Origin of the sequence: Halapricum desulfuricans (genome assembly GCF_017094465.1) — an archaeon.
Taxonomy (GTDB): domain Archaea; phylum Halobacteriota; class Halobacteria; order Halobacteriales; family Haloarculaceae; genus Halapricum.
Map to the genome: position 1 here is coordinate 1,662,749 of NZ_CP064791.1, position 25,313 is coordinate 1,688,061.

At 64.6% G+C, this 25,313-nt stretch carries 26 protein-coding genes; 12 read left to right on the top strand and 14 right to left on the bottom strand.

The features are described from left to right. Positions 1–179: 179 nt before the first annotated feature. Entirely contained in the window at positions 180–452 is a 273-nt protein-coding gene (locus tag HSEST_RS08450) for a DUF7577 domain-containing protein (RefSeq protein ID WP_229120499.1), read from the bottom strand. 107 nt (positions 453–559) lie between these two features. On the opposite strand from HSEST_RS08450, the gene HSEST_RS08455 reads away from it, so the two are divergent. Both HSEST_RS08455 and HSEST_RS08460 read left to right on the top strand, forming a co-directional pair. Continuing rightward, entirely contained in the window at positions 560–871 is a 312-nt protein-coding gene (locus HSEST_RS08455; RefSeq protein WP_229120500.1) for a 30S ribosomal protein S24e, read from the top strand. Then, positions 872–1,006: a 30S ribosomal protein S27ae gene (locus HSEST_RS08460; protein WP_229120502.1), complete on the top strand. Its 135-nt coding sequence runs from the start codon at positions 872–874 to the stop codon at positions 1,004–1,006. 126 nt (positions 1,007–1,132) lie between these two features. Here the strand turns inward: HSEST_RS08460 and HSEST_RS08470 are convergent, their stop codons facing one another. Then, complete coding sequence (locus HSEST_RS08470) at positions 1,133–2,308, bottom strand: lycopene cyclase domain-containing protein (RefSeq protein WP_418886510.1); 1,176 nt, start codon at positions 2,306–2,308, stop codon at positions 1,133–1,135. 100 nt (positions 2,309–2,408) lie between these two features. On the opposite strand from HSEST_RS08470, the gene radB reads away from it, so the two are divergent. Together radB and HSEST_RS08480 are read left to right on the top strand one after the other, a co-directional pair. Continuing rightward, positions 2,409–3,131 carry a DNA repair and recombination protein RadB gene (gene radB, locus HSEST_RS08475; RefSeq protein ID WP_267491932.1) on the top strand — a complete coding sequence of 241 codons (723 nt, stop codon included), beginning with the start codon at positions 2,409–2,411 and terminating at the stop codon, positions 3,129–3,131. A 55-nt stretch (positions 3,132–3,186) separates the two neighbouring features. After that, on the top strand, positions 3,187–3,918 hold the full coding sequence (locus tag HSEST_RS08480; protein WP_229120503.1) for a class I SAM-dependent methyltransferase: 732 nt from the start codon (positions 3,187–3,189) through the stop codon (positions 3,916–3,918). A gap of 202 nt (positions 3,919–4,120) precedes the next feature. Here HSEST_RS08480 and phoU read toward each other — a convergent pair whose 3' ends face one another. The 8 genes from phoU to HSEST_RS08520 form a co-directional block, all read right to left on the bottom strand. Further along, positions 4,121–4,801, bottom strand: coding sequence for a phosphate signaling complex protein PhoU (phoU, locus tag HSEST_RS08485; protein ID WP_229120504.1), 681 nt, complete (start codon positions 4,799–4,801; stop codon positions 4,121–4,123). 71 nt (positions 4,802–4,872) lie between these two features. Next, entirely contained in the window at positions 4,873–5,793 is a 921-nt protein-coding gene (gene pstB, locus HSEST_RS08490; RefSeq protein WP_229120506.1) for a phosphate ABC transporter ATP-binding protein PstB, read from the bottom strand. Further along, entirely contained in the window at positions 5,790–7,418 is a 1,629-nt protein-coding gene (gene pstA, locus HSEST_RS08495) for a phosphate ABC transporter permease PstA (protein WP_229120507.1), read from the bottom strand. Before pstA (HSEST_RS08495) ends, pstB begins: the two co-directional genes overlap by 4 nt. Continuing rightward, positions 7,415–8,455: a phosphate ABC transporter permease subunit PstC gene (pstC, locus tag HSEST_RS08500; RefSeq protein ID WP_229120508.1), complete on the bottom strand. Its 1,041-nt coding sequence runs from the start codon at positions 8,453–8,455 to the stop codon at positions 7,415–7,417. The genes pstA (HSEST_RS08495) and pstC (HSEST_RS08500) overlap by 4 nt, the downstream gene beginning before the upstream one ends. Beyond that, positions 8,452–9,537 (bottom strand): PstS family phosphate ABC transporter substrate-binding protein, encoded by a 1,086-nt coding sequence (locus HSEST_RS08505; protein WP_418886511.1) that lies wholly within the window; start codon positions 9,535–9,537, stop codon positions 8,452–8,454. The genes pstC (HSEST_RS08500) and HSEST_RS08505 overlap by 4 nt, the downstream gene beginning before the upstream one ends. A 96-nt stretch (positions 9,538–9,633) precedes the next feature. After that, entirely contained in the window at positions 9,634–11,820 is a 2,187-nt protein-coding gene (gene pstA, locus HSEST_RS08510; protein ID WP_229120511.1) for a phosphate ABC transporter permease PstA, read from the bottom strand. Beyond that, the gene (gene pstC / locus HSEST_RS08515) at positions 11,817–12,932 is read right to left on the bottom strand and encodes a phosphate ABC transporter permease subunit PstC (RefSeq protein ID WP_229120512.1); all 1,116 of its coding nucleotides are present in this window, start codon (positions 12,930–12,932) and stop codon (positions 11,817–11,819) included. Before pstC (HSEST_RS08515) ends, pstA (HSEST_RS08510) begins: the two co-directional genes overlap by 4 nt. A gap of 40 nt (positions 12,933–12,972) precedes the next feature. Further along, positions 12,973–14,019 (bottom strand): PstS family phosphate ABC transporter substrate-binding protein, encoded by a 1,047-nt coding sequence (locus tag HSEST_RS08520; protein WP_229120513.1) that lies wholly within the window; start codon positions 14,017–14,019, stop codon positions 12,973–12,975. A gap of 357 nt (positions 14,020–14,376) precedes the next feature. Between HSEST_RS08520 and HSEST_RS08525 the strand changes: the two genes are divergently transcribed. Next, positions 14,377–15,381: a phosphate signaling complex PhoU family protein gene (locus tag HSEST_RS08525; protein ID WP_229120514.1), complete on the top strand. Its 1,005-nt coding sequence runs from the start codon at positions 14,377–14,379 to the stop codon at positions 15,379–15,381. Between the two features lie 34 nt (positions 15,382–15,415). Here the strand turns inward: HSEST_RS08525 and HSEST_RS08530 are convergent, their stop codons facing one another. Continuing rightward, positions 15,416–15,787, bottom strand: a complete 372-nt coding sequence (locus tag HSEST_RS08530; RefSeq protein WP_229120515.1) for a 30S ribosomal protein S8e — start codon at positions 15,785–15,787, stop codon at positions 15,416–15,418. Between the two features lie 86 nt (positions 15,788–15,873). Here HSEST_RS08530 and HSEST_RS08535 point away from each other — a divergent pair, with 86 nt between their 5' ends. Both HSEST_RS08535 and HSEST_RS08540 read left to right on the top strand, forming a co-directional pair. Beyond that, the gene (locus HSEST_RS08535; protein WP_229120516.1) at positions 15,874–16,314 is read left to right on the top strand and encodes a DUF2240 family protein; all 441 of its coding nucleotides are present in this window, start codon (positions 15,874–15,876) and stop codon (positions 16,312–16,314) included. After that, positions 16,314–16,685 (top strand): hypothetical protein, encoded by a 372-nt coding sequence (locus tag HSEST_RS08540; protein WP_229120517.1) that lies wholly within the window; start codon positions 16,314–16,316, stop codon positions 16,683–16,685. The genes HSEST_RS08535 and HSEST_RS08540 overlap by 1 nt, the downstream gene beginning before the upstream one ends. 42 nt (positions 16,686–16,727) lie before the next feature. On the opposite strand, the gene HSEST_RS08545 is transcribed toward HSEST_RS08540, so the two are convergent. Next, the gene (locus HSEST_RS08545; RefSeq protein ID WP_229120518.1) at positions 16,728–17,255 is read right to left on the bottom strand and encodes a GNAT family N-acetyltransferase; all 528 of its coding nucleotides are present in this window, start codon (positions 17,253–17,255) and stop codon (positions 16,728–16,730) included. Between the two features lie 104 nt (positions 17,256–17,359). Here HSEST_RS08545 and HSEST_RS08550 point away from each other — a divergent pair, with 104 nt between their 5' ends. The 3 genes from HSEST_RS08550 to nth are packed head-to-tail and all read left to right on the top strand — an operon-like array spanning position 17,360 to position 19,198. Beyond that, the gene (locus tag HSEST_RS08550) at positions 17,360–17,806 is read left to right on the top strand and encodes a redoxin domain-containing protein (protein WP_229120519.1); all 447 of its coding nucleotides are present in this window, start codon (positions 17,360–17,362) and stop codon (positions 17,804–17,806) included. A 41-nt stretch (positions 17,807–17,847) separates the two neighbouring features. Then, on the top strand, positions 17,848–18,471 hold the full coding sequence (locus tag HSEST_RS08555; RefSeq protein WP_229120520.1) for a SagB/ThcOx family dehydrogenase: 624 nt from the start codon (positions 17,848–17,850) through the stop codon (positions 18,469–18,471). Positions 18,472–18,514: 43 nt separating this feature from the next. Continuing rightward, positions 18,515–19,198: an endonuclease III gene (gene nth, locus HSEST_RS08560; RefSeq protein WP_229120521.1), complete on the top strand. Its 684-nt coding sequence runs from the start codon at positions 18,515–18,517 to the stop codon at positions 19,196–19,198. A 74-nt stretch (positions 19,199–19,272) separates the two neighbouring features. On the opposite strand, the gene HSEST_RS08565 is transcribed toward nth, so the two are convergent. Both HSEST_RS08565 and trkA read right to left on the bottom strand, forming a co-directional pair. Beyond that, complete coding sequence (locus HSEST_RS08565; protein ID WP_229120523.1) at positions 19,273–20,808, bottom strand: TrkH family potassium uptake protein; 1,536 nt, start codon at positions 20,806–20,808, stop codon at positions 19,273–19,275. A gap of 72 nt (positions 20,809–20,880) precedes the next feature. Further along, positions 20,881–22,212: a Trk system potassium transporter TrkA gene (gene trkA / locus HSEST_RS08570; RefSeq protein WP_229120524.1), complete on the bottom strand. Its 1,332-nt coding sequence runs from the start codon at positions 22,210–22,212 to the stop codon at positions 20,881–20,883. A 254-nt stretch (positions 22,213–22,466) separates the two neighbouring features. On the opposite strand from trkA, the gene HSEST_RS08575 reads away from it, so the two are divergent. Beyond that, positions 22,467–22,913, top strand: coding sequence for a universal stress protein (locus HSEST_RS08575; protein WP_229120525.1), 447 nt, complete (start codon positions 22,467–22,469; stop codon positions 22,911–22,913). Beyond that, positions 22,910–25,309: an amino acid permease gene (locus HSEST_RS08580; protein ID WP_229120526.1), complete on the top strand. Its 2,400-nt coding sequence runs from the start codon at positions 22,910–22,912 to the stop codon at positions 25,307–25,309. The genes HSEST_RS08575 and HSEST_RS08580 overlap by 4 nt, the downstream gene beginning before the upstream one ends. Positions 25,310–25,313: the final 4 nt, after the last annotated feature.

Here is a 25,313-nt window from a genome sequence, read left to right on the forward strand (position 1 = left end):
CGGACGCGTGTCGTTCGCTCGTCTACAGAGAAAGCAAGGTGAGTGCCTCGGGGTCGTCCGGAAATCTTTGATTTCCGTGATGGGCGTGGGACAAAATCCCACGAACCTGCGAACGGCGCAAGCGCCGTGAGCAGATGACGAGAATCGGAGATTCTCGAACCACTTGACCCCGAGGCGGTTCACTGCAGTCGCTGGACGCACTCCTTGCAGTAGGTGTACGCCGGATCGCGTTCGTTGTACGCGCCGCATCGCGGACACCGAACTGCGTCGTCCTCGCCGGTCTCGATCGGGGTCGCCCCAGTTCGGGAACGGGCCACCTCGGCGTCGCCGTAGTCCGGAGTCGCCTGCTCGATGGAAGGGCGATCCTCACCCTGGAGATAGCGATAGAGCAACAGCTGGAACAGGCCGAACGCGAGCACGTACACCAGGATCCAGATCCAGGCCCCCGGCATACATTGATATTCGTTGCCACGACACTTGGTTGTTTTGGCGCCGCCGACTCGTTCGCCGGTTCGAAATCCTTTTAGGCAATTCAGAGGGAATATATGAGCAACGAACTATGGACGTCGACATTATCGCGGAAGACGAAAACCCCATGTTGCACAGGACGGACATCCGGTTCGAGATGACACACGACGAGGCGACCCCGTCGCGTCTCTCCGTTCGGGACTCGCTTGCGGCCAAGCTGAACAAGGACGCCGAGGAGGTCGTCGTCCACAAGCTCGATACGAAGTTCGGCATGCGCAAGACCGTCGGCTACGCCAAGGTCTACGACGATCCGGAGGCCGCTCTGGACGTCGAACAGCAGCACATGCTCGAGCGGAACAAGATCACCACCGACGGCGAGGACGCCCCCGCGGAGGAGGCATAGATGGCCCGCTACGAACTCTACGACGAGGACGGCACGACCGATCGCGAGCAGTGTCCCCGGTGTGGTGACGCGTTCCTGGCCGATCACGGTGACCGGCTCCACTGCGGAAAGTGCGGCTACACAGAGTGGAACTGAGCGGTTCGTAAACTCGGGGATTGATCCCGAGACCACCTGATTCTTCGACGGGATTCGTCCTGTGAAACGTAGCGATAGCAGTCCCTGCGGACGCAATCCGGTATCGCGATAAGGGCATGACAGCAGTCACTGTCGATCGTTCGCTGTCAGCGTTTCGTGGATGCCGAGTACCAGGGCGGGCACGACGATGATGAAGAGGTGCTCTTCGATGGGGATCCCCAGAAGATCGACTCCTGTGCGCAGCCTGATGGCGAACACGCCGACTTCGAGCGTGTACCAGTCCCAGAGATACGCGATGGGATACAGGACTACGATCGTCCGGGCTGCCCGGGCCAGTGCTTCGGCACGGACCAGCAGCGCTAGCGCCACGCTGCCGAAGACGATCTCAGTCGCGAGATATGTATATGGACCCAGGACACCGATATCGACGGGGAGCGGGCCGGCGAACGGCCGATACCACAGCGCGACGAGTAGCAACGCGAGGAGGACGTACACACCGCGGACCAGCAGCATCGTCGCCACGCGCGGCCCGGCGCGTCGACTGATCGCCGCGACCGCACCGAACGCGAACGCTGCCAGGACGGTCCCGGTGGGAAACACGCCGACTGCTGCCAGGACGACCAGCAAGCCGGCGCCCGCCGCCAGCAGCGCGTGCGCCAGCCGACGGGCGCGAGCCGGTCCGAGAACGACCGCGAGGGTCCGCTTGTCGATCGAACGGTCGTACGCTAGGTCCTGCGCGTCGTCGATCACTTTGATGCCAAGCAGAATGACGACCAGCACGCTTGCCAGCCCGAGAACGGTTAGTCCGAGCGGGGCCCCCTGGGCGGCGTGGCCACCGAGCAGCGCGAGCCCGATCCCGGCGGGATACCCGCCAGTCGCCGAGACGGGACCGGTGTCCAGTTGCGGTGCGTGGAAGTATCCCAGCGCCCAGGTCGGCGCCGTCAACGCGACGGTGACGAGTCCGGCCGTCGACCACAGTCCCGCGATAGCGGCCGCAAACACCGCACCGGCGCCGACCAGCGCGATGCGACAGCCCGTCACCGAGAGCGGGTGATCGTCGTCCTCGCCGCGGACGAAGAAATCGATGTAGCCGTCCTTGACGTGGGCCGTGTAGACGGCCGCGAAGATCGCCAGTGCGTGCAGCGCGGCGACGGTCGGCGCGAACGTGCCCGTCGTCCGGGCGGCAAGGAGCGATCCCACCAGCGAAACCGCGACAGGCGGCAGCATGAACACCGGGTGGACCTGCGACGCCAGCGCCCGGATCGCGGGGACGATTCCGGCCTGGTGGCGAGCGATTGCCATAAATGTGTCTCGGTATCGAATCACATAGTCTGTGCGGCGTTCTCAAATGTTGCTGGCACGCACCCAGCAGCGATTTCGGCCTGGGGGTGTCCCGCCGGTCATGCGAGCGTTTTTGGGCGTCGGCGACGAACCGGCGAGCGTGTCAGAGCCGATTCCGACGGGCTGTGCGCCCATCGACGACCTCCTCGACGGCGGCTTCCCGCGCGGCGCTGCGACCCAGATCTACGGCCAGCCGGCCGCGGGCAAGACGAACCTCGCGCTCGGCGCGGCCGTCGAAGTCGCCGCGAGCGGTTCGTCCGTGTTGTTCGTCGATACGGAGGGCGTCTCCGTCGATCGGATGGAGCAACTGGCGGACGCGCGCGGCGACGTCGAGTCGATCGCCTCGAACATCATCGTCTCGGAAGCGACCACGTTCGAGGAACAGGAACAGGCCGTCAAAGACGCCGCCGACCTCGCGAGCCAGGTGGAGTTGGTCGTCCTGGACAGCGCGACAGGCTTCTACCGACTGGAGCGAACCGAACAGGAGGAGGGTGAAGCACTCCGGGCGGTCGCCCGCCAGATCACTCACTTGCTCGCACAGGCACGCAAGCACGACCTCGGGGTCGCATTCACCAACCAGGTGTACACCGACCCCGACAGCGACGGCACGCGTGCGCTGGGCGGGCACACACTCAACCACTGGTCCGCTGTCATCCTGCGACTCGATCGGTTCCGGGGCGGGAACAGGCGTGCGACCCTGGAGAAACACCAGTCGAAGGCTGCAGGCGAGACTGCGACCTTCCAGATCACCGGCGACGGCCTGGAAGGGGTCGAAGAGTTTTGAGAGTGAATAGCACACTACCGACGGTATTTTTCAGCCGTCCGCGACACCTGAGAGCATGGACGAGGACGCAGACGCCTACGGGAAGGCGATCCGGGACTACCACGAGAATGAGGAGGGCTTCGAGATCGTCGAGCGCGACGACGGTCTCATCGCGCCCTCTGGCGGGCCTGAGATGTACTTCAACGAGGTCGACGACTGGGGCGAGCACGTCGGTTCCGGCCTCGACCACCTCCGGGGCCGCGTCCTCGACATGGGATGTGGCGCGGGCCGACACGCGCTGTACGCCCAGAGAGAGGGTCACGACGTGGTCGGGATCGACGTCTCGCCCGGCGCGGTCGCGGTGAGCCGCGACCGCGGTGTCGAAGCCGTTCGGCAGTGTGACGTGGCGGACGTGGCCGCTGCATTCTCCCCAGACGCCTTCGAGACGGTGCTGATGCTGGGCAACAACTTCGGGCTGGTCGGCACGAGCGAGACAGCACCCGAGGTGCTCGACGGGCTGGCGACAGTCACCGACGACGACGCCCGGATCGTCGCCGAGAGCCGTGACATCTACGAGAACATCGACGACTACCACCGCGCGTACCACGAGAACAACCGCGATCGGGGTCGACTGCCGGGTGCGCTCCGGATCCGGACGCGCTACAAGACCCACAGCACGGATTGGTTCGACTACCTGCTGGTCGCCCCGGAAGAGATGGACGACGTGCTAGCCGAGACAGTGTGGACCCGGACAGAAACCTACCGGGGCGAGAACGGGCAGTACGTGGCAGTGCTGGAGAAGGCGTAGCCGAGAGATGCAGCATACGGCGCGACCGGGAGCGAGGTCGCAAGCGACCCCGCCAATCGAGCGGCGAGGCCGCGATGAGTACCGTTTCACCGGGCGCGACCATCGGGAGCGTCCGGCCTGTTTGGATCACAACGTTTTCGCGGAGTGGTGCCCGCAGACCGCCGAAGGGACGCGAGGGCACTCGACGAAGTGAAAAGTGGCTTCAGTAGATGAGTTCGTCGTCGTTTTCGACCATGTACAGCGTCCGAGCGGCGATGTTGACCGCGTGATCGCCGATCCGTTCGAGGTCGCGGATGGTCAACAGCAGTCGCGAGACGTCAGCCATGAGGCGTTCGATCTCACTTTCGTCGGCACCGGCGTCGACTTCGCGTTCGATGAGGTCGCGAACGACGGCATCGGATGCGTTCGAACACTGATCGTCGACTTCGTCGTCGCGTTCGGCGATGTCGAAACAGGCGTCGATCTCCTTGTCGGCGTAGGCCCCCATGGCGTCTTCGACCATCGTGACGACCGCGTTACCGATCGCCTGGATGTCGACCTCCGGGTACCGTTCTCGGCCGGCATCGAGCGTGTACTCTCCGAGATTCGTGGCCAGGTCGCCGATCCGTTCGAGATCGGTGATGATCTTGAACGAGGCGGCGATGAACCGCAGATCGCTGGCAACGGGCTGCTGGAGGGCGAGCAAGTCGACGCATCGCTGTTCGAGATCGAGGTAGAGCTGGTTGATCTCGTCGTCGCCGTCGATGATCTCCTGTGCGAGCTGTTCGTCCCGCTGCTGGAGCGATTCCAGGCCCTGTCGAACGCGATCGAGGACGAGCTCGCTCATGTAGAGGACGTCCTCACGCAGGGCGTTGAGCTTCTCCTGGTATGATTCGCGTGGCATTGGTGTATGTTCCGTGTGGTGTGGTCAGATACGTCAGTGTTACTCTCGACGCTCGTTCGTGCCGGGCAGAGTCATCCGAATTTGCCGGTGATGTAATCCTCGACGCGCTGACTCTCGGGGTTCTCGAAGATCTTGTCGGTGTCGTCGTATTCGACGAGTTCCCCGCCAGTGAGGAAGACGGCTGTCTGGTCGGATATCCGGGCCGCCTGCTGCATGTTGTGGGTGACGACGACGACGGTGTACTCCTCGGCGAGTTCCTCGATGAGGTCTTCGATCTTCGAGGTCGCGATGGGATCCAGCGCGCTCGCCGGTTCGTCCATGAGGATGACCTCGGGATCGGTCGCGAGCGCGCGAGCGATACAGAGGCGCTGTTGCTGGCCGCCGGAGAGCCCGAGAGCGTTGTCTCCCAGTCGTTCGTTGACCTCGTCCCAGAGCGCGGCCTGTTTGAGCGACCGTTCGACGAGCGCCTCTTCTTCGTCGGTGTCGTCCTGACCCAGCAGACGGGCGAGCAACCCCGTATTGATCTCGCCGTGTTTCCGCGGCCCGTAGGAGACGTTGTCCCTGATCGATTTCGGGAAGGGGTTCGGTGACTGGAAGACCATCCCGACGCGCTTGCGCAGCTCGACCAGGTTTGTCCCCTCCTGGTAGATGTCCGCCCCGTCGAGCTCGACGGTCCCCTCGACCCGGGCGCTCTTGATGCGGTCGTTCATCCGGTTGAGGCTTCGCAGGAACGTCGACTTGCCACAGCCGGACGGACCGATCAGGGCCGTGACGCTCTGCTCGGGGATGTCCATCGAGATGTCCTGCAGCGCGTGTTCGTCCCCGTAGTAGACGTCGAGGTCCTGCACGGAGAGTTTCGGCGTTCCCTCGAACCGATAGTCGATCCAGTCGTCTTCGATTCGCTCGTCGGTCTCGCCAGCGGTCGTCGTACTGGTCGCGGTCGTTTCGACGCCGATACTGTCTGATTCGTGTGTGGTCTGTGAGTCGCTCATTGGTTGAGTTTCCGCCGGAAGTACACTCGCGAGGCGATGCCGATCGCGTAGAAGCCCAGAACGACGATCAGGAGCACCAGTGCGGTCCCCCAGGCGAAGTCGAGATTATCGCCGAGGCCGGCCGAAATGAGGCCGTATAGCTGGTATGGGAGCGCGCTCGACGCCTCCATCAGCGCTTCGTTTGCCACGAACGGGGGCGACAGCGTGAGCTCGAACGACCCGAGGACGTTCGGCACGGTATCCTCGAACGGGTCGCTCGACGTGACGAGCAGGATCGGTGCCGTTTCGCCGGCGATGCGCCCGACGCCGAGAATGACACCGGTGATGACGCCCGGCATCGCAGCGGGGACGACGACGCTCCGAATCGTCTGCCACTTGCCGACGCCGAGAGCGGCACTGGCGTCACGGTACTCGTCGGGAACGCTCTGCAGCGACTCCCGGCTGGTGATGACGACCAGCGGCAGGAGCATGAACCCGAGTACCAGCTGGCCGGCGACGATCGAGCGGCCGTTACCGATGCGGGGGACGAGAAACGCGAGACCGAACAGCCCGTAGACGATGCTCGGCGTGCTCCAGAGGCCGTTCGTCGAGACCTCGACGAGCTGCGTGAACCGGCCCTGTTCGGCGTACTCCGTGAGGAACACCGCCGCACCGATACCGAGCGGAACCGCGAACAGCACCGCGCCGAGCACGAGCCAGAACGTGCCGACGATCGCCGGCAGCACGCCGCTTTGCAGCGTGCCCAGCTGGTGGAACGGTTCCATGACGAACGGCCAGTAGAACCAGATCTCGGGGCCGCTGACGATGACGTACGTATCGACGATGGGAACGTGGAAGTGGAACCAGTGATAGAACCCGGGATAGAACCCGTACCTGATCCCCTCCGTCATCGGTCCGAACCCCTTGATCGCGATGAACGTGACGATTAACACGAGCAACGATATCATCGCGATGGCGTTGGCACCGATCAGCGCGTGTGCACCGTTCTGTCTGCCGCGGGCACCGAAGCCGCCGTGGACCCTGGCACCCGCCCAGACGGCGAGTAACCCGCCGGCGATGGCGAGGAGCGGAATGGCGACGGTTCCCGTGAACGTCGCTGACAGTGCGGGGGGCTTCCACTGGGCGCCAGGCGTGAGTACTCCGGCGAGAACGCTCCCGCCAGCGGCCAGCAGGAACGCCCCTGCTGGCACAGTCACGCCGAGATCCTCACGGACGAGTACCGTCCCGATCCCGACGGCGGCGGCGACGAGGAGTGCGACTACCGGCCAGAGTGCGCCCAGGTCGAACACGACGATCGAGACGACCGCGCCCGCAACAGCCCACACGAGGCCGTAGGTGACGGCCGTCGGGATGCCGGGGGTGTACGTCGGGTCCGCCTCGATGACGCCCTGGACTGACGCGACACCGGCCGCGAGGAGCCCAAAGCCGGATACGACCAACAGACCGGCGATGAGTGTGCCGACCTCGACGCCGACGATCGTCGACGTGGCCGGGACGATCATCGCCGCACTGAGGAACCCGGCGACGACAGTCAACACCGCCAGTGCGGCGACCGAACCCCCGAGTATCTCTCTCGTCGACGACCCGGACTCGACGAGCGTGGTCGTTCGGATGTCCGTGCTCATTGTTTCCCTCCGAGTTTCCGTTGCATGCGTGTCTCGATATACTGGGATCCGATACTCAGCGAAAGGACGGTAATGAACAGGACGACGCCGGCCGCGAACAACACCGATAGCTGGCGGCCGCTCGCGGTCCCGTGCTGATTCGCGATGAGACTGGTGAGCGTGATCGTGTTCCCGAAGACGTCGGTGAGGGGATCCGGAAGACGCGTCACGTTCGCGAGGATCACCGTTGCTGCCATCGTTTCACCGACGACGCGTCCGACGCCGAGCAAGACGGCCGCGGAGACGCCGGAAAACGCTGCGGGGATCGTGACTGAGTTCGTCGTCTGCCAGTCGGTCACCCCCAGCGCGTGCGACCCGTCTCGCATCGCGTCGGGAACAGCCGCCAGCGCGTCTTCAGCGACCGAGACGACCGTCGGCAGCGCCATCAGTCCGATGACGATCCCGACGGCGAAGAGGCTTCCCAGTTGCGGTAACTGGAGGGCCGCTTCACGCGTGAGGAACTTGCTGAAGACGATGTATCCGAGAAAGCCGTAGACGATCGACGGGATTCCGGCCATGACCTCGATCGCCGGCTTGGTGATCTCACGCGCCCAGCCCGGCGCGATTTCGCTGAGGAATATCGCGCCAGCGAGGCCCAGCGGACCGGCCACGCACATCGCGATGATCGTCGTGACGAACGTCCCCCAGATCATCGGAACGAGCGTGTATATCCCCTCGCTGGAGGTCCACTGCGTCTGGAAGAAGAGGTCGAATCCGACCGCGCTGAAGGCAGGTATCGATTCGACGATCAGATAGATCGTGATCAGTCCCAGGATGAGGACCGTGGAAACAGTCATCAGGAGAAACAGGAACTTCGCCGTCCGCTCGCGGTCCGTGAACCACCCGTAGACCACTGTAACGACAAAGCCACCGAGCAGATAGACCGTCGCCTGTGGGAGCGCGAACACCGAAACGAAGGCCAGCAGGATGAGACCTCCAGCTATGCCGCTAGTTCGCACGCCCGCCTCGATCGAGTCGAAATACCCGGGCGATGTCATTGTTCTGTATCGGGGAGCGCGTCCAGCTGGTTCTGCTGTCGTTCGTCAGTCAGCACCGAGTAGTTCGACGCCTTGACGAACTTCTCCTGACCGAAGTCGCTGAGTATCATGCTGAGGAACGCGGCTTCCATCTTGGACGTTCCGTCGTAGGTGTAGCAGTGGAGGTCGCGAGAGAGCGGATAGTCGGCGTCGGAGAGGTTCTCGCCCGGGACGAACTCCGTGCCGTCGAACACGAGCGTAAGCGTCTCGATCGAGTCGTCGACGAAGCCCAGCGCCATGTATCCGATCGCGTTGTCGGAGTTGGAAATGATGTTTTTGACCTGCTGATTCTGTCCTTTCCGCTGGTCGGCTCCCGGGATCGGGGTGTCCGGATCCCCGTAGAGATTCTTCCGGAACGAGGTGTCAGTCCCGGAGCCGGGCGTCCGACCGATCGCCTGGATCGACTTGCTCTCGCCGTTGTATCCGTCGATCTGTGACCAGTCGTCGATCTCGCCGCTGTAGATCGCCTTCAGCTGTTCGGCGGTTATTCGAGTGACGCCCGACTGGTAGATCTCCTTGCTCACGACGATCGGCTGCGCGTCGACGCCGACGACGTGGTCTTCGAACTTATCGAGTTCCTCCTGCGACATCTCCGGGAACTCCGCGGAGACAGACGCACTCGCGTTCCCGATCGACACGCGACCCGCCTGCAAGTTCTCCAGGCCCGTCCCGGAGTGGCTCAGGCTGACAGAGACGTTGAACGGCGGCGTTCTGTTCTCGCCCGCCTCGAATCCATAGCGGCTCGCCCAGTAGTTCGCGAGGCGCTTGTCGGTCGTGATGCCGTACTGGGTCGGTCCCCAGTACTCGAGATCCGACGTCGGATAGTTCCCGTTCCAGTGTGACGATGCCAGTTTTACGATGGGATACACTGTCGACGACCCGCCCGTCTTCAGAATGCTATCCGATTGGCCGACTCCCTGCTGGTCGTTCTGTCCCGGCGGTGTCGCACTCATCGTGATGCAACCGCTCGCGAACGATGCTGCGACGCCGGCAGACCCCGCCAGGAAGGCGCGTCGGTTTACAGAGGTGTCCCACATCACCATTTTCTATCCCTGACACCGACTAAATACTCTACTATGATCACTATGTTCTCTATATAGGTATATATACATCTCGCTGTAGCGGTCCTGAGGGGTGTCTCAGTCATGGTGTAATTTCTTCCTGAAGTAACGTCGTGAAGCGACGGCCACGGCGAAAAACGCGAGGACGACGCCGAGGAGTACGAACGCCGTCCCCCAGCCGAAAGCCAGGTCGTCGAGCACGCCGGCCGTGATGATCGCGTACAGTTGATAGGGCAACGCACTGGCCGATTCCAGCAGCGCCGGGTTCGAGACGTGAACGAACGGCGGCTGCATCGACACGCCGACCCGGAAACTAGAGAGGACGCTCGGCGCCCGCGTCGGCGCGACGGGGCCGTTGAGCACCAGCAGCAGGGGTGCCGTCTCCCCGGCGATCCGGCCGACCCCCAGGATGACGCCGGTGATGATGCCGGGCATCGACGCGGGAATCACGACGGATCGGATCGTCTGCCAGCGGCTCACGCCCAGGGCGGCGCTGGCGTCGCGGTACTCGTCGGGGACGCTCTGCATCGCCTCACGGCTGGTGATCAACACCAGCGGCAACAGCATGAATCCGAGCACAAGTTGGGACGCCAGAATCGAGCCGCTGTTGCCGAACCGGGGCACGACGAACGCCAGCCCGAAGAGGCCGAAGACGATACTCGGGGTACTCCAGAGGCCGTTCGTCGCGATATCGACCGCGCCGGTGAAGGCGCTGTCCTCGGCGTATTCGGTCAGGAAGACGGCCGCGCCGACGGCGATGGGGACGGCGAAGACGACCGCCCCGAGGACGATCCAGATCGTCCCGACCAGCGCCGGGTAGACACCAGTCTGGATGCCGAGCCCCTGGGTGGGGTTGGTCACGAACGGCCAGACGATCGTGCCGCGATCGACGATGCCGACGGTGTGCGTACCGACGGCCCTGCCCGTCACGAGCGCGTGGAGACCTGCAGCGATGATACCCCACAGGAACAGCCGCCCGCTGTAACTAGCGGGCGCCAGCCACGCTTGGCCGCTACCATCGGACCGTTCGGACAGGGAACGGCCAACGACCCCGAGCAGACCGATACCGGCCACGAGCAGCGCCAGCCACGCGACCGGCGCGATCCCGGCGACGACGAGCGGGCCGGCGACCGCCTGCAGGCCAACAGCGGCAAGCGATAGTCCCACGAGAGTGAGTGTAATTCGTCGGAGTGTCTGCTGGGCGTCCCCGACAGGGTTCCAGGACGGGGAGCGAGCGCGGAGTACCAGCAACCCCCAGCCGGCGACCAGCACCGCCGGCACGGCCCCGGCAGTCAGCGTCGGCTCGATCGTCGTAGTCGCCGTCGAGAGGGGCGACCCGGTAAGGACGGCGTATCCGAGACCGAGTATGCCGACCGCGAGCAGTCCGGCGAGCCCGGCGCGTACGTAGGTGGCAACAATCCGCGGGGCGGAGCTGGCACCGAATCCGCGTCGGGCCTGCACGGCAAACTCGATCAGCGCGGCCGTACCGACGACCGCGAGCGTCCCGGCGCTGACCGAGAGGTTTTCGACGACCGTGCCGATCCCGCGCTCGGCGACATACAGCAGCAGGAACGCCAGCACGCCGATGACGAGCACGACGACGAGCGAGAGCAGCAGAAACGCGCCGTGCTGGCGACCAGTCGCACCGAACCCGCCGTAAGCCTTGCCGGCCGTCCAGATCGCCAGCAGTCCGCCGCCCATCGTCACCAGCGGGACCACAGTTCTGGCTGAGACGGTCACCGCGAAAGCCGTCGACTCCCACTGCCAGCCGGGTCCGACGAGCCCCGATATGATGATCGCACCGATCACCACGAGGAACCCGCCGACCGGCAGCGTCGACCCGAGATCCTCGCGCGCGGTGACCGTCGCGTACCAGACACCTGCACCGATACCGACTGCGAGGGCCCACGCCAGCGCGCCGGCGTCGATCACCGTCCCGAGAAGCGCTCTCGCCGTCAGCAGCCACACGACTGCGAGAACGGTGCTGGCGGTGACGCCGGTGCTCGCGCCGGGCTGTGTTCCGACGTTCGCCCGGTTGGATGCGATTCCCAGACCGACAATCGCTGCGCCGAGAGCACCGCTGGCAGCCCCAAAGAAGGTCAACCCGGAGACGCCACCGACAGTCTCGGTCGTCGGCACCCAGCCGAAGAACGTCCCGACTGCGCCGCCGAACAGCGCGAACGCGAGCGCGATCGTGAGTACTGCGGCCCGCTCGTAGCTCGAGGTCCCCGTCCGAACGAGTGGACGGCTGTAGGCGTCGCTCATTGGTTCCCTCCGAGCGTCCGTCGCATCCGCATCTCGACGAGTTGAGAGACGATCCCGAGACCGGTGACGATCACCATCAGCAGGACGCCGGCCGCGAACAGCGCGCTCCAGAACGTCCCGCCTGGCGTGACGTGGCCGTAGCTGCTGGCGATAAAGGTCGTCAGCGTCTCCGTGCTGTCAAAGACGTTGTACCCTGTCGGTTCGGGAAGTCGACGGCTGTGTGAGATCATCACCGTCGCGGCCATCGTCTCGCCCATCGCACGGCCGATCCCGAGCAGGACTGCCGCCGAGACGCCCGAGAACGCGGCCGGGAGTGTGACGCTACCGATCGTCTGCCAGTCCGTCGCCCCGACCGCGAGAGAGCCGTCTTTCATCGCGTTCGGGACGGCCGCCAGCGCGTCTTCAGCGACCGAGACGACCGTCGGGAGCGCCATGAACCCGATGACGACGCCGATCGCGAACATCGCACCGGGCGAGACGGACAGCCGATCGGTGACGTAGGGGTTGACGATCGTGAACCCGATGAACCCATAGACGATCGAGGGGATGCCGGCCAGGATCTCGACGGCCGGCTTGACGATATCCCGCAGCCAGCCGGGCGCGATCTCGCTGATGAACAGCGCTCCAGCGATTCCCAGCGGGCCGGCCACGGCGATCGCGACGATCGTCGTCAGGATCGTCCCCCACAGCATCGGGATCAGCGAGTAACTGCCCTGGCTGGACGACCAGACGTTCTCGCCGAATGGGTTGATCAACTCGAGCCCCGCCGTCCGGAACGCCGGAATCGACTCCAGCACGAGGAATACGGCGATCAGCCCGAGCGTTACCAGTGCCGAGACGGTCATCAGAAACGTTACCACCTTCGCTGTCAGTGCCTGCCGATAGACCCAGCCGAGCCCCGACACGGCCAGAAAGAGGACGACGAAAAGTGGCGTCCACAGCGACTGCAGCAGGAAGCCAGCGAAACTGCAGACGACCAGTGTGATCTGGCCGACGGCCAACAGGAGGCTGAGACGGTCGAGTTCGTCGATCGACCGCCGAAGCGAGGCGACACGTGCGTGTCCCCACTGGGTCACGGCCGACAGCGGATTCGTCGTACGGTTGTCGAACATTGGAATTGAACGGGCGGGAAACTGGACGCAAGTCGCTAGACTATGCCTGGTCGGGGAGCTTTTCGCGTTCGGCCTCGCGCCGTTCCGGCGGAATCTTGAAGTAGTTGTTCGGCTCGACGAAGTTAGTCTGGCCGAACTCCGAGAGCAGCATGTTGATGAACGCGGCTTCCTTCTCGGAGGTCCCGTCGTAGGTGTACGCGTGGAGGTCCCGACTCAGCGGATACCCCTCCGCGCCGAGGTTGTCGCCGTAGCTGTAGACCGTCCCGTCGAGTTCGAGGTCGATCGGCGGCGTGGGGCCGTCGGGTTCGACGAACGCCAGCGCGATGTACGCGATCGCGTTGTCGTTCTGCTCGACGAGGGTCTTGACCTGCTGGTTTTGTCCCTTGCGGGTGTCGGGACTGATCGGCGCGTCCGGGTCGCCGTAGAGGTTCGACCGGAACGCGGTGTCGGTGCCGGAGTCTTCCGAGCGACCGATCGCGTAAATCTCCTTGTCCGGGCCTCCGACCGCGCTCCAGTTGGTGATTTCGCCCTTGTAGATCGCACGGAGCTCGTCGCCGGTGATCAGCTCGACGCCCGCGTCGGCGATCTCGCGGCTCACGACGATCGGCTGGCCGTCGACGCCGACGACGTGGTCGACGATGTTCTCCAGGTCCTCGTTGTCGCTCCCGAGGATGGACTCGGCGGTCGAACTGGCGTCGCCGATGTCGACGCGATCGTTGATGACCGCTTCCACACCAGTCCCGGAGTGGCTCAGCGCGACCTGCACCTGGAACGGCGGGACGCTGCGCTGTTCGGTCGGCTCGAAGCCGTACTTGTCAGCCCAGTAATCCGCGAGGTTCAGATCCGTCTCGATACCGTACTGGCTCGGACCCCAGTACTCCTGGTCGTCGGCCGGCGGGTTTCCGTTCCACAGCCCCGAGGCGTCGTTCGTGATCGGGTACACCGTCGAAGACCCGTCCGCGGTCAGTGCCGATGTCCCCGATCCTTCCTGGCCTTGCCCCATCGAACAGCCAGCCAGTGCGATGGCGCCCGCGGTGCCTGAACCGACGAGGAACTTGCGTCGCGACACGGCGTGATGACGTGACATCACCTGAACCCAGCCCCGAAACGGGGAAATACCCTGCTATGAGCAATATAGATGGAGCTATTATATATAGTATCCACAGAGTGGTGAACTTTGACAAACACCATCCCCGGTATCGCTACAGCTCGCTATGGGACAGGTCCGGTGAAACCTCTAGGAGACGGTTTGTTCTGACGTTTTAGCTCGGCTTCGTTGCCGTTCGTTCCCAGTGCATACTCCGTAGCTCCCCATAGTACTACGTTAGTGAATATGCCACAAGGACGTTGAATCGAGCACTCCCGAACAGTATATACATAATAGGCCCACATACTACATAGAAATTCCATAATCTATTAGTCCATGTGTCCCTCCAGCTAGGGTATGGAGACGCGGAAAGTCCAGGTGACGGGCGGCTCGACGTACACCGTTTCGCTCCCGAAGGAATGGGCGACCGACAACGAGGTCAGTGCGGGCTCGATCGTCGAGTTCCACTCCGAAGAGGACCTGCTGTTGCTCTCGCCGAAAGACGAGACCGACCGCACGGAGGGCAGGCTCGACATCACGGGTCTTGAGTCCGATCACGAACTCACGCGTGCGGTGATGACGATGTACGTCAGCGGGTTCGACATCATCACGCTCGAAGCCAACCGGATCACGGCCGCCCAGCGCCGTGTCATCCGGGAGGCCACCCAGGGGCTCGTCGGCCTGGAAGTGATCGAGGAGACCAGCGAGGACGTGGTGTTACAGGACCTGCTCGACTCCTCGGAGCTGTCGGTCAACAACGCGATCACGCGGATGCGCCTGGTGTCGCTGACGATGCTGTCGGACGCGGTCGACGCACTGATCGAAGACGACGACGACCTCGCGGAGGACGTCATCCAGCGCGACGACGACGTCGACCGGCTCTGGTATATGGTCTCGCGCGTGTTCCGGACGGTCCTCCGGGATCCGACTGCTGCCAGGGACATCGGCTTTCCCCGGGAGACAGTCTTCGACTATCAGTCCGCGGCTCGACAGCTGGAACGGATCGCCGATCACGCCGCGAAGATCGCCCAGATCGCCCTCGAAATCGAGGGCAGCAACGAAGACGAGGGGGAGACACTCAGCGGACTCCGGGACGCGGCCGTCAGCGTGCCCGAACTCGCGATGGACGCGCTGTTCGAGGACGACTCCGACGAGGCGACCCGGATGGCCAACGAGGCGCGCGCGATGATCCGGGACATCGACGCTCACGCGCGCGAGGTCGACAACGAGATACGGCAGCTCGACGACCCACAGCGGGCACAGCGACTCGGCCTCGTCGTCGACTCGCTGACCCGAACTGCCGACTACGGCAGTAACATCGCCGAGAGTGCGCTACAGAAAGCCGCACCGCGGCCGAGCTAGGGAACTGTGATTGTCCGCAAACGCACAAGTCGCGTTACTCGACCAGAACAGCGTTGACCTGCCCGTCCTGACCGGGGCGGGAGGTGACGCGGGCTTCGCCTTCGCTGGTCTCGATGACCGCGCCCTTCGTGATGATGTTTCGACGGATGTAGTTGGGGTTCGCGGGGTTCTCGACGACGTTTTCGATCTCGGCCTCGGAGACCTCGTCACCGTCGGCGACGCTGGCGACGTTCGTGCTGAGCGCGCGGACCTTCGTCGTGTTGCCGCGGGCGTCGATCGTCTTCAGCGACGGTTCGTCGAGTTCGGTCTCGGTCGGCTCGTCGCCGAGTTCATACTTGCGCTTGTTTCGAGCGTGGCGGCGGCGGCCACCGGTTCGCTTGCGTGTCGAACGTCCCTGGAATTTCATACCTGATCGAAGCACCAGCGGATACTTGAACCTCTCGACTCGCGGAAACGGTACTGTTTAGACGGCAGGGCCATCACTGTCACGCAATGAGTCTTCGGACAGCCGTCGCCGCGCCGTTCGCCCAGAACGGAACGGATCGGCTCGGCCGCAGTGACTTCGTCGTCGCGCTGTCGCTGGATCGGGACTGGTTCTCGCCGGACCAAGCAAAGCGACTGATCGACGTCGCGACCAGCGAGGGGCTACTCGAATCCGACGACGACCAGCTCGTCGCGACGTTCGATGCCGGATCGACGACGGTCCCGGAGGACTTCACGCCCGAGGAGTCGATACTGCGCCAGCGGACGACCTTCGAGCGGATTCTCGACGCTGTCGTCGAGACCGGCACCGACAAGCAGGACGCCGTCGCCTCGATCAACGGGCTGCAGACCGAACTCGGCGTGACCCTGGAGGCGGCCGCGGTCGTCTACGCCCGCCGTCAGGGACTCACGATCGACGAGCACGTCCAGCGGGCCCGGGAGGGACTCTGATGGTCGAAGAGCGAATCACCGACGGCAAGCGAATCGCCGAGCTGCTGTCTTCGGAGCTATCGGCCCGCGAGACCGGGGCGCTGGCGCCGGTCAGCGTTATCGACGCCGACCGTGACGCGACACCCAGTAACGACGGGACGCCAGCGTACGGAATCGCCATCGGCGGGACGAACGTCGGGACCGTCGCGCTGTTTCCCGAGTACGCGCGAGTAACGCTCTCGGTCGGTGTCGAAGCCGTCGTCAAAGCGGCCGGCAAGGCGGGCGTGCCGGCGCGCCGCGAGGACGGGACCGCTGTCCTGCAAGTCGAGAGCGGTGCGGCCGTAAAGCCCGCCACGGACGTCATCGCCGCGGCCGTCGAATCGCAGCGGTAGTGCGGACACGGATCCGCTTCGATCGGGGACGGGAGCAGTTCGTCACGAGTTATCCCACTCGGACGCCAACAGCCCGTACCGGATGACATCGACACGCTCGCCGCGAACGTACGCCTGCTCGCGGAGGACACCTTCCTGCTGAAATCCGACCGCTTCGAGAACGTGTTGGGAGGCGGGGTTGCTCTCGTAGACGTTCGCGATGACCTTGTGGAGACGGCGGTCCTCGAACGCATAGCGGACCAGCCGGCGGGCGGCGTCGGTCGCGTAGCCGTTGCCCTGAGATGCGGGATCGATCATGTAGCCCAGTTCGGCCACGCCCCACGTCTCGTTGAACCCACTCAGACCGATCGTCCCGACGCGCTCGCCGTCCGCGCAGACGAGCAGGTCGACGCTGTCGCTGTCGGTGTCTTCGAGCCACTCGCGCTCTTCGGCCTCGCTCAGCGGCTCGGCGTTCGCCAGCGACGGCCACACGTCGGGGTGGTTGATGAGCCGCTGGAGGAACTCTACGTCGTCTTCGCCCTGGGGGTGTAGCGTCACGTCCTCGCCGCGGAGGAACACGGGACCAGGCATGCCTCGACAGTCGGCGGCGACCCCCTTCAGCGTTCCCCGATACTGTAACACTGTAACACGGTCGAGACCCAATCGCTTTGTTCGACGCCAAGCAACCGACAGCTATGCTCGACGCAGGCGATCCGGCGCCGGACTTCTACCTGCCAGCGGCCGACGACCCGGGCGCGGAGTACATGCTCTCGGCCGCGGCGGACGCCGGCCCGGTCGTACTGGCTTTTGTTCCCGACAATCCGTCCGTCGGGCGGCCGCTGCTCGAATCACTCGCGAGCGTCGACTGGGCACGTCTAGTCGATCGCGTCAGCGTCTTCGGCATCGGGAGCGATCCCGACGCGATGACCGAACTCGCCGAGGGACTGCCGTTTCCGGTGGTTCAGGACCGCGGCGGCTACGTCGCCGATCTGTACGGCGTCGGTTCGACTGACGGCGCGAGACGGGCGCTCGTAGTCGCAGATTCGGAGTGTGTGATCCGTTTCGCGTGGGAATCCGGTGGCGACGAGCAGGCGCCACTCGACGAGCTGCAGTCGGCAGTGGCCGGGTCGACCGATGCCTGATGTGACCGGCTCTTTTTGCCTTCGGCAGCGATGTCCCGGATATGGGCACGATCGAACTCCCCGAACCGTCGACGGACATATCGAGCGTCGAAGCGGCGATCGCGACGCGTGCGAGCCGGCGGTCGTTCGCCGACGAGCCGGTCACGCTCGATACTGTCGCGCAGTTGCTGTGGGCGCTGCAGGGCGTCACACACGAACGGGACGGCATCGACATGCGAGCCGTCCCGAGCGCGGGAGCGACCTATCCGCTGGTGGCCGATCTCGAAATCGCGGACGGCGGCTGTACGGATCTCGAACCGGGCTGCTACCGCTACGATCCGGATCGGCACGCGCTCAAGCGTCGCGTAGAGAGGGAGATCCGCGACGAACTCACAGCGGCCGCACTCGATCAGCCGGTCATCGCCGGTGCACCCGCTGTCGTCGCGCTGTCAGCGGAGTACGACCGCACGACTGGCAAATACCCCGAGCACGGCGAGCGCTACGTCCACATGGAGGCCGGCCACGCTGCACAGAACCTGCACCTGGTCTGTGAGGCACGCGGACTGGGGAGCTGTCCGGTGGGTGCGTTCGACGACGAAGCGCTTTCGGAGGCGCTGGCGCTGGAACCAGCGTTCGAGCCGCTGTATCTGCTGCCGTTCGGCCGGCGACCGGCCGACAGCACGTAGCCGCTTTCGAACCGCTCAAACCGCAGCGGCCCGAGGCTCGACTATGGGCGACCCACTCGATTCTCGCGAGGCACAGGCCGCGGAAGTGATCGATCGACTCCACGAGGAGTACCCCGACTCGACGATCTCGCTGAACTTCTCCGATCGTCTCGAACTGCTCGTCGCGGTCGTCCTCTCGGCACAGTGCACCGACGAACGCGTCAACGAGGTCACCGAGGAACTGTTCGAGAAATACGAGAGCGCCGCGGACTACGCCGCAGCCAGCGAGGACGAACTCGCCGAGGACATCTACGGCGTCACCTTTCACAACAACAAGGGCGGCTATCTCAAGGGGATCGGCGAGCGACTGTCTGCGGAACACGACGGCGAGGTCCCGGATACGATGTCCGAGCTGACCGACTTGCCGGGCGTCGGCCGCAAGACCGCGAACGTCGTCCTCCAGCACGGCCACGATGTCGTCGAGGGAATTGTCGTGGACACGCACGTCCAGCGACTCACCAGGCGACTCGGGCTAACCGAACGCGAGCGGCCGGAAGCGATCGAGGACGATCTCACGTCGCTGGTGCCCCGAGAGGAGTGGCAGGCGTTCACCCACCTGTTCATCGATCACGGCCGAGCGGTCTGCACCGCACGCAATCCCGACTGCACTGACTGTATTCTGGCGGACATCTGCCCGTCCTCGAAGCGTGATCACGACGTGGATCTCGCCAGCGGCGAACCCTGGTAATCAGGACAGCGATCGGACAACCTATCGCGACGGTCCCGAGAGATTCAGTCGCTATCGAGCGCGGAAAGAGCGACTCAATCGCTGTCGAGCGCGGAGATGAACACCGCGAGCACCGGGACGATCTCCAGACGACCGACCCACATCAGAAAGACCATCAGCAGTTTCGAGGCGTCCGAGAAAAACAGGTAGTTTCCGAACGGCCCCAGCCGACCGAAGCCCGGGCCGATGTTCCCGATCGTCGCCAGAGAGGCGCTGACCGCCTCCAGCGTCGAGAGTTCGATCCCGATCCGGGCCGTATCGAGTGAGATGAACACTGCCGAGAACCCGAACAGCAGGATGTAAAGCAACGTAAAGGCCGCGATACCGCGGACCGCGTCCTCGTCGACGACACTGCCACTGAGCCGGACCGGCTTGACCACGTCAGGGTGGGCCGTCGTGTACAGCTCGCGTCGGATCGTCTTGAACACCACCAGCCACCGGACGACCTTCACGCCACCGCCGGTCGAACCCGCCGAGCCGCCGATAAACATCACGAACAGCAGGAAGACCTGCGCGTGCGTGTCCCACTGTGCGAAATCCGAGGTCGCGTACCCGGTAGAGTTCAACAGCGACGCGATCTGAAAGGCGGCCTGGCGGAACGTGTTCTCGGTGACGCCGCCCGTGACGCCGCCGATGTCGAGCGGCGGGGCCGCGCCGCGAACGAGCAACAGCGAGAGCACCGCAGTCGTCACCGCGATCGCACCCGTATAGGCCCGAAACTCCGCGTTTTCGAGCATCACGTCGAATTCGCCTTTCAGGACGTGCCAGAACAGCGCGAAGTTGACCCCCGCGACGACCAGGAAGGGGATCGCGGCCCACTGGACGGCCGCCGAGAAGTACGCGATACTTTCCGCCTGCGGGGAGAACCCGCCCGTCGGCAGCGTCGTGAACCCGTGCGCGACGGCGTTGTACAGGTTCATATTCGGCGCGAACCCGGCCAGATGCAAGCCGTACATCACCACGATATACGCGATCGTGAATCCGAAGTAGATCAGCCAGAGGACGCGTGCGGTCTCGGCGATCTTCGGCGTCAGTTTCTGGAGTTCGGGGCCCGGCGCTTCCGAGGCCATCAGCTGAGCACCGTTGACGGCCACCTCGGGGAGGATCGCGATCATCAGGACGATGATCCCCATCCCGCCGAGCCACTGGGTGAGCTGGCGCCAGATGAGCAGGGCGTGGGAGTGCTGTTCCAGGCTGATCTGGCCCATCACGGTCGCCCCCGTCGTCGTGAACCCGCTCATCGACTCGAACAGTGCGTTGACGGGATCGACAAGCGTCGAACTCGTCCCGAACCCGGCCAGCAGATACGGAATCGTACCGACGAGCGCGGCCGTGAACCAGGCCAGTGACACGAACACCAGCGCTTCTCGGGGCCCAATGTCCGGGTCAGGGTCGACCCGTTCGAGTACGAGCCCGAGCGCCAGAACGAGCACGATAGAGAGCGCGAACACCCAGATATCCTCCATATAGACGACCGCGACGAACAGCGGCACAAACATCGTGACCGCGAGATACTTGAGGCCGGTGCCGAGGAGGCCGACACTCGCCTGCCAGTCCACTCGCCACGACATAGGGGTAGCAAATCCTCTCGGCGGTATCAAAGTATCGGAAAGGTGGCCGACGTCCGGTGCTAGCTCCCGGCCTCAGATCGCTTCCAGCGTCTCCTCGACGATCTCCTGCGCGGCGAAGACCACGATATGGTCGTTCTCCTCGATGATCGTGTCGCCGCGCGGAATCACGTACGTGCCATCACGGGCGATCGCGCCGATCACGACGCCGTCGGGTAGCTCTTTGATCGACTCGCGGATCGGCCGGCCGACCAGCACGCTGTCGGCACCGACTTCGACTTCCAGCACTTCCGCCCGGTCGTCCTCGATGATGGCGACGTTCTCGGCGTGTTGCTCGCGGGTGAACCGCGTGATCTCCTCGGCGATGGCTTCGCGGGGATTGACGGCAATGTCCACGCCGACGGCCTCGAAGAGGTCGCTGTAATCGCCGTCCTCGACGACTGCGATGGAGCGACCGGCACCGAGCCGCTTCGAGAGCAGCGCCGAGAGGAGGTTCCGCTCGTCGCTGCCCAGCGTCGCGATGGCGACGTCGACCTCGTCGATGCGTTCGCGCAGCAGGAACTCCTGGTCGGTCGGGTCGTTCTCCAGCACGGTCGTCTCCGGGAGGGTCTCGGCCAGATACCTGGCTCGCTCCGGGTCAGGTTCGACAAGGCGGTTGGGAATCCCCCGCTCGCTCAGGAGTCCGGCGACCTCGAACCCGATCTCGTCCCCACCGAGGATCAAGACGTCGGAGATGTCGTCGACCTCCGGTTCGATCGTCCGCGCGAACCCGCTAACGCTCTCGGGTGAGCCGATCACCACCACGTCGTCCCCGTCCCGCAGGCAGGTGTCGCCGGTCGGGATCACGACCTCCTCGTCCCGAAGGATCGCCGCGAACGTCAGCGAATCGAACGTGTCGGCTTCCGCGACGGACATCCCGGTGATCGGCGTCTCGTCGGTGACCCGAAACTCCGCCATCTGGATGAGGCCGTCGGCGAAATAGTCGACGTCCTCGGCCCCGGGCAGCCCGATCACTCGAACGATACTCTGGGCGGCGAGCAAGTTCGTGCCGACCATGAGGTCGATCCCGAGCGCGCCCTCCGACTGGTTCCAGGTGTCGAGGAACTTCGTGTTGCGGACGCGGGCAATCGTGAACGCGTCCGAGATCGTCTTGGCGGTCCCACAGGAGACGATGTTCGTCTCGTCGTCGTCCGTGCAGGCGATGAGGAGGTCGGCGTCGACGATCCCGGCCTCCCGAAGCGTCTGCAGTGAGGACCCGTCGCCTTCGACGGCCAGAACGTCGAGCGAATACGTCAGCGTGTCCACACGGTCGCTATCAAGGTCGATCACGACGACCTCGTGGTCGTCGGCGAGGCTCGCGGCGACTGTCGAACCAACCTCGCCGGCACCGACGATCACAACGCGCATCGGTAGCCCCTGAGTTCAGTCATCGGATCGCTGTAACGGCGGGCGTTACAAGTCGATTTCCCTCTCGAACAGTATGCTGTGATCGGCGACAGGCTTACCGGACGGTCGTTGATCTCCCCTCCAACCCGTGCTATTGGGGGTTCGGCCTCGGGTAACAGTCGAACGAATTAAGAAGGCCCTCAGGCAGAGTACGAGTATGAGCACCGTCCGCGAGCTGCGACGGTTGGGTTCGGTACACACACAGGTGATCGACCGTGTCTGACTCACTGTTCAGGCGAGTGATCGTGCCAATTGCTAGCCAAGACGACGCACGCGCGACGACGCGGGCGCTCGCGTCCCACGTCGACAGCGTCGCCGGGACAGTCGTCGCCGTCCACGTCGTCGAGAAGGCCGGCGGCGCGCCGGACAAGGCCTCCGTCGAGCAACGCGAACGCGACACCGAGGAGATGTTCGACATCGTTCGCGCACAGCTTGAGGCCTACGACGTGGACCTGGAAACGGAGATCCTGTACGGCACCGATGTCGCGGAGACGATCGTCGAAGCTGCCCACGAGATGGACGCCTCCTCGATCGTCTTCACGCCGCGAGGCGGGAGCCGCTGGATCAGACTGCTCGCCGGGGATGTCGCCCTGTCGCTGATCTCCGAGAGCGACCTCCCCGTCGTCGTCCTCCCCGACGAACCGGAGGTCGACGACGGATGAGCGCGGGTGACCAGGAACTCGCCCGGGACCTGGGCTTTCTGGAGGCCTACACGATCGGCCTGGGAACGATGATCGGGGCCGGCATCTTCGTCCTCCCGAGCATCGCCGCCAACCAGGCCGGGCCGGCGAGCATGGTGTCGTTTTTCTTCGGCGGGATGGTGTCGCTTCTGGCGGCGCTGTCGCTGTCGGAACTGGCGACGGGCATGCCCAAAGCCGGCGGGAGCTACTACTACGTCAACCGGGCGCTGGGCCCGTTCTTCGGAAGCATCGTCGGCTGGGGAATGTGGGCCGGGTTGACCTTCGCTAGCGCCTTCTACATGATCGGGTTCGGCCAGTACTTCCTGTCGGGGCTCGGATCCTACGTTCCGTTCCTTGCGGAGAGCGAACTCGGCATCACCGTCGCCGCGCTCGTGATGGCCGCTATGCTGACGGGGGTCAACTACTACGGTGTCAAGGAGACCGGTTCGTTGCAAAACGTGATCGTCCTCTCGCTCGTCGCGCTCATTCTCGCGTTCCTGGCGCTGGGCGCGCTCAGTGGACCGACGATCGGCGAGTTCAATCCGTCCGGCTGGCCCGCGGTCGCCGCGACTATCGGGACGGTGTACGTCTCGTTCATCGGCTTCGAGGTGATCGCCACCAGCGCCGAGGAGATCAAGAATCCGAGCCGGAACCTCCCACTGGCGATGATCGCCGCCGTCGTGACGCCGACGCTGATGTACGTCGGCGTCATGTGGATCTCGACCGGGACGCTGTCGATCGGCGCGCTCGATGCCTCGAACATTCCGGTCGCCGACGTCGCCGCGGAGTTCCTCCGCGGGTTCGCGTCGGCGATCCCCTTTGTCTCGGTGTCGCCGGGTGCGCTCGGTGCGGCCGGGTCGATCGCCATGATCGTCGGCGCGGTGCTGGCGACGATCTCCTCGGCGAACGCGTCGATTCTCTCGGCCGCACGGGTCAACTTCGCGATGGGGCGTGACAAGATCCTCGTCGAATGGCTCAACGAGGTCCACGACCGATTCCGAACGCCGTACCGATCGATCACTGCGACGGGCATCATCACGCTGGTCCTCATCGCCGTCGGAGCCGGGATTGGAACGCTCGCGGAGGTGGCGAGTTTTATGTATCTCGTCACGTACGCCCTGGTCCACGTCGCCGTCGTGGTGCTCCGGCGAGCCGAGCCGGCCGATTACGAGCCCACCTTCCAGATCCCGAGCGTCCTGTATCCGTTCGTTCCGATCCTCGGCGCGCTGGCCTGTCTCGCGGTCCTCTTCCAGATGATCGTCACCTTCGAGCCGATGGTGCTTCTCGGCGAGGGGGTCGTCGGCGTCGAGATCGCGCTGCCGTTCACGATCTCGGTCGTGGGCATCATCGGTATCGGAATTATCGCCGCCGGGATCGCGTGGTATTACACCTACGCTCGCGACCGCGCACCGAGTCAGAGCCTGGTCGGCGACGCGATCGCCCCGGAACCGGCCGCGGCCGCGGACAGAGACGGTCGGTATCGGGTCGTCGTCCCGGTCGCGAACCCCGAAACCGAGCGTGATCTTCTTCGGATGGCAGCCGCGAGCGCCCACGCTCACGAGGACGACAACGCCGAGCTCATCGCGGTGAACGTCATCGAGGTTCCCCAGCAGACATCGCTCTCCCAGGACGTCGCCTTCGAGGAAGAGCGGGTCGAGCGCCAGCAGGAACTGCTGTCCGCTGCTCGTGACATCGCGGCTGAGCTGGATATCGGCCTGCGGACGCGGGCGATCGTCGGCCGCGACACCGGATCAGTGATCCTCGACGTCATCGAAGAGGAGGACGCCGACCACGTCTTCCTCGGCTGGAAGGGAAGTCGAAGCACCAGAGAGCACGTGCTGGGTTCAACGATCGATCCGGTCGTCGGCAGGGCGTCGTGTGACGCGACGCTGGTGAAACTCGGGCCGGAGGAAACGCCCGGCGAGGGCGATATCATGGTGCTCGCAGGCGAAGGCCCCCACGCTCCGGTTGCCGCTCGCCGTGCGGCCGAGTTCGTCACCACTGCCGGCGAGGACGCGACGCTCACGCTGTTGAACGTCCAGCAACCGGAAGACGGAGACGAAGACCAATCGCCCCAGGAGCGAGGCGAGGCGTTGATCGACGATCTGGCCGAGCGGGCGGGTATCGAATATATGCAGTACGACCAGCGGGTCGTGGTCGCCGAAGACGTCGAGAGCGCGATACTCGAAGCCGCTGACGACTACGACACGGTCTGTGTCGGTGCGACGCGATCCGGCCCGGTCACGCAGGCGGTGTTCGGATCAGTTCCCGAGGCCGTCGGCGAAGCGGTCGACCGGACAGTCGTCATGGCCCGCGGTCCCGAGGAGTCGACGATGTCGATCCGCGAGGCCATCGCTCGCCGACTCTCGGTGTCATAGACAC

Coding starts and splice junctions, on each gene's coding strand:
- HSEST_RS08450 (WP_229120499.1), bottom strand. CDS start 452: ATGCCGGGGGCCTGGATCTGGATCCTGGTGTACGTGCTCGCGTTCGGC.
- HSEST_RS08455 (WP_229120500.1), top strand. CDS start 560: ATGGACGTCGACATTATCGCGGAAGACGAAAACCCCATGTTGCACAGG.
- HSEST_RS08460 (WP_229120502.1), top strand. CDS start 872: ATGGCCCGCTACGAACTCTACGACGAGGACGGCACGACCGATCGCGAG.
- HSEST_RS08470 (WP_418886510.1), bottom strand. CDS start 2,308: ATGGCAATCGCTCGCCACCAGGCCGGAATCGTCCCCGCGATCCGGGCG.
- radB (WP_267491932.1), top strand. CDS start 2,409: ATGCGAGCGTTTTTGGGCGTCGGCGACGAACCGGCGAGCGTGTCAGAG.
- HSEST_RS08480 (WP_229120503.1), top strand. CDS start 3,187: ATGGACGAGGACGCAGACGCCTACGGGAAGGCGATCCGGGACTACCAC.
- phoU (WP_229120504.1), bottom strand. CDS start 4,801: ATGCCACGCGAATCATACCAGGAGAAGCTCAACGCCCTGCGTGAGGAC.
- pstB (WP_229120506.1), bottom strand. CDS start 5,793: ATGAGCGACTCACAGACCACACACGAATCAGACAGTATCGGCGTCGAA.
- pstA (WP_229120507.1), bottom strand. CDS start 7,418: ATGAGCACGGACATCCGAACGACCACGCTCGTCGAGTCCGGGTCGTCG.
- pstC (WP_229120508.1), bottom strand. CDS start 8,455: ATGACATCGCCCGGGTATTTCGACTCGATCGAGGCGGGCGTGCGAACT.
- HSEST_RS08505 (WP_418886511.1), bottom strand. CDS start 9,537: ATGGTGATGTGGGACACCTCTGTAAACCGACGCGCCTTCCTGGCGGGG.
- pstA (WP_229120511.1), bottom strand. CDS start 11,820: ATGAGCGACGCCTACAGCCGTCCACTCGTTCGGACGGGGACCTCGAGC.
- pstC (WP_229120512.1), bottom strand. CDS start 12,932: ATGTTCGACAACCGTACGACGAATCCGCTGTCGGCCGTGACCCAGTGG.
- HSEST_RS08520 (WP_229120513.1), bottom strand. CDS start 14,019: ATGTCACGTCATCACGCCGTGTCGCGACGCAAGTTCCTCGTCGGTTCA.
- HSEST_RS08525 (WP_229120514.1), top strand. CDS start 14,377: ATGGAGACGCGGAAAGTCCAGGTGACGGGCGGCTCGACGTACACCGTT.
- HSEST_RS08530 (WP_229120515.1), bottom strand. CDS start 15,787: ATGAAATTCCAGGGACGTTCGACACGCAAGCGAACCGGTGGCCGCCGC.
- HSEST_RS08535 (WP_229120516.1), top strand. CDS start 15,874: ATGAGTCTTCGGACAGCCGTCGCCGCGCCGTTCGCCCAGAACGGAACG.
- HSEST_RS08540 (WP_229120517.1), top strand. CDS start 16,314: ATGGTCGAAGAGCGAATCACCGACGGCAAGCGAATCGCCGAGCTGCTG.
- HSEST_RS08545 (WP_229120518.1), bottom strand. CDS start 17,255: ATGCCTGGTCCCGTGTTCCTCCGCGGCGAGGACGTGACGCTACACCCC.
- HSEST_RS08550 (WP_229120519.1), top strand. CDS start 17,360: ATGCTCGACGCAGGCGATCCGGCGCCGGACTTCTACCTGCCAGCGGCC.
- HSEST_RS08555 (WP_229120520.1), top strand. CDS start 17,848: ATGGGCACGATCGAACTCCCCGAACCGTCGACGGACATATCGAGCGTC.
- nth (WP_229120521.1), top strand. CDS start 18,515: ATGGGCGACCCACTCGATTCTCGCGAGGCACAGGCCGCGGAAGTGATC.
- HSEST_RS08565 (WP_229120523.1), bottom strand. CDS start 20,808: ATGTCGTGGCGAGTGGACTGGCAGGCGAGTGTCGGCCTCCTCGGCACC.
- trkA (WP_229120524.1), bottom strand. CDS start 22,212: ATGCGCGTTGTGATCGTCGGTGCCGGCGAGGTTGGTTCGACAGTCGCC.
- HSEST_RS08580 (WP_229120526.1), top strand. CDS start 22,910: ATGAGCGCGGGTGACCAGGAACTCGCCCGGGACCTGGGCTTTCTGGAG.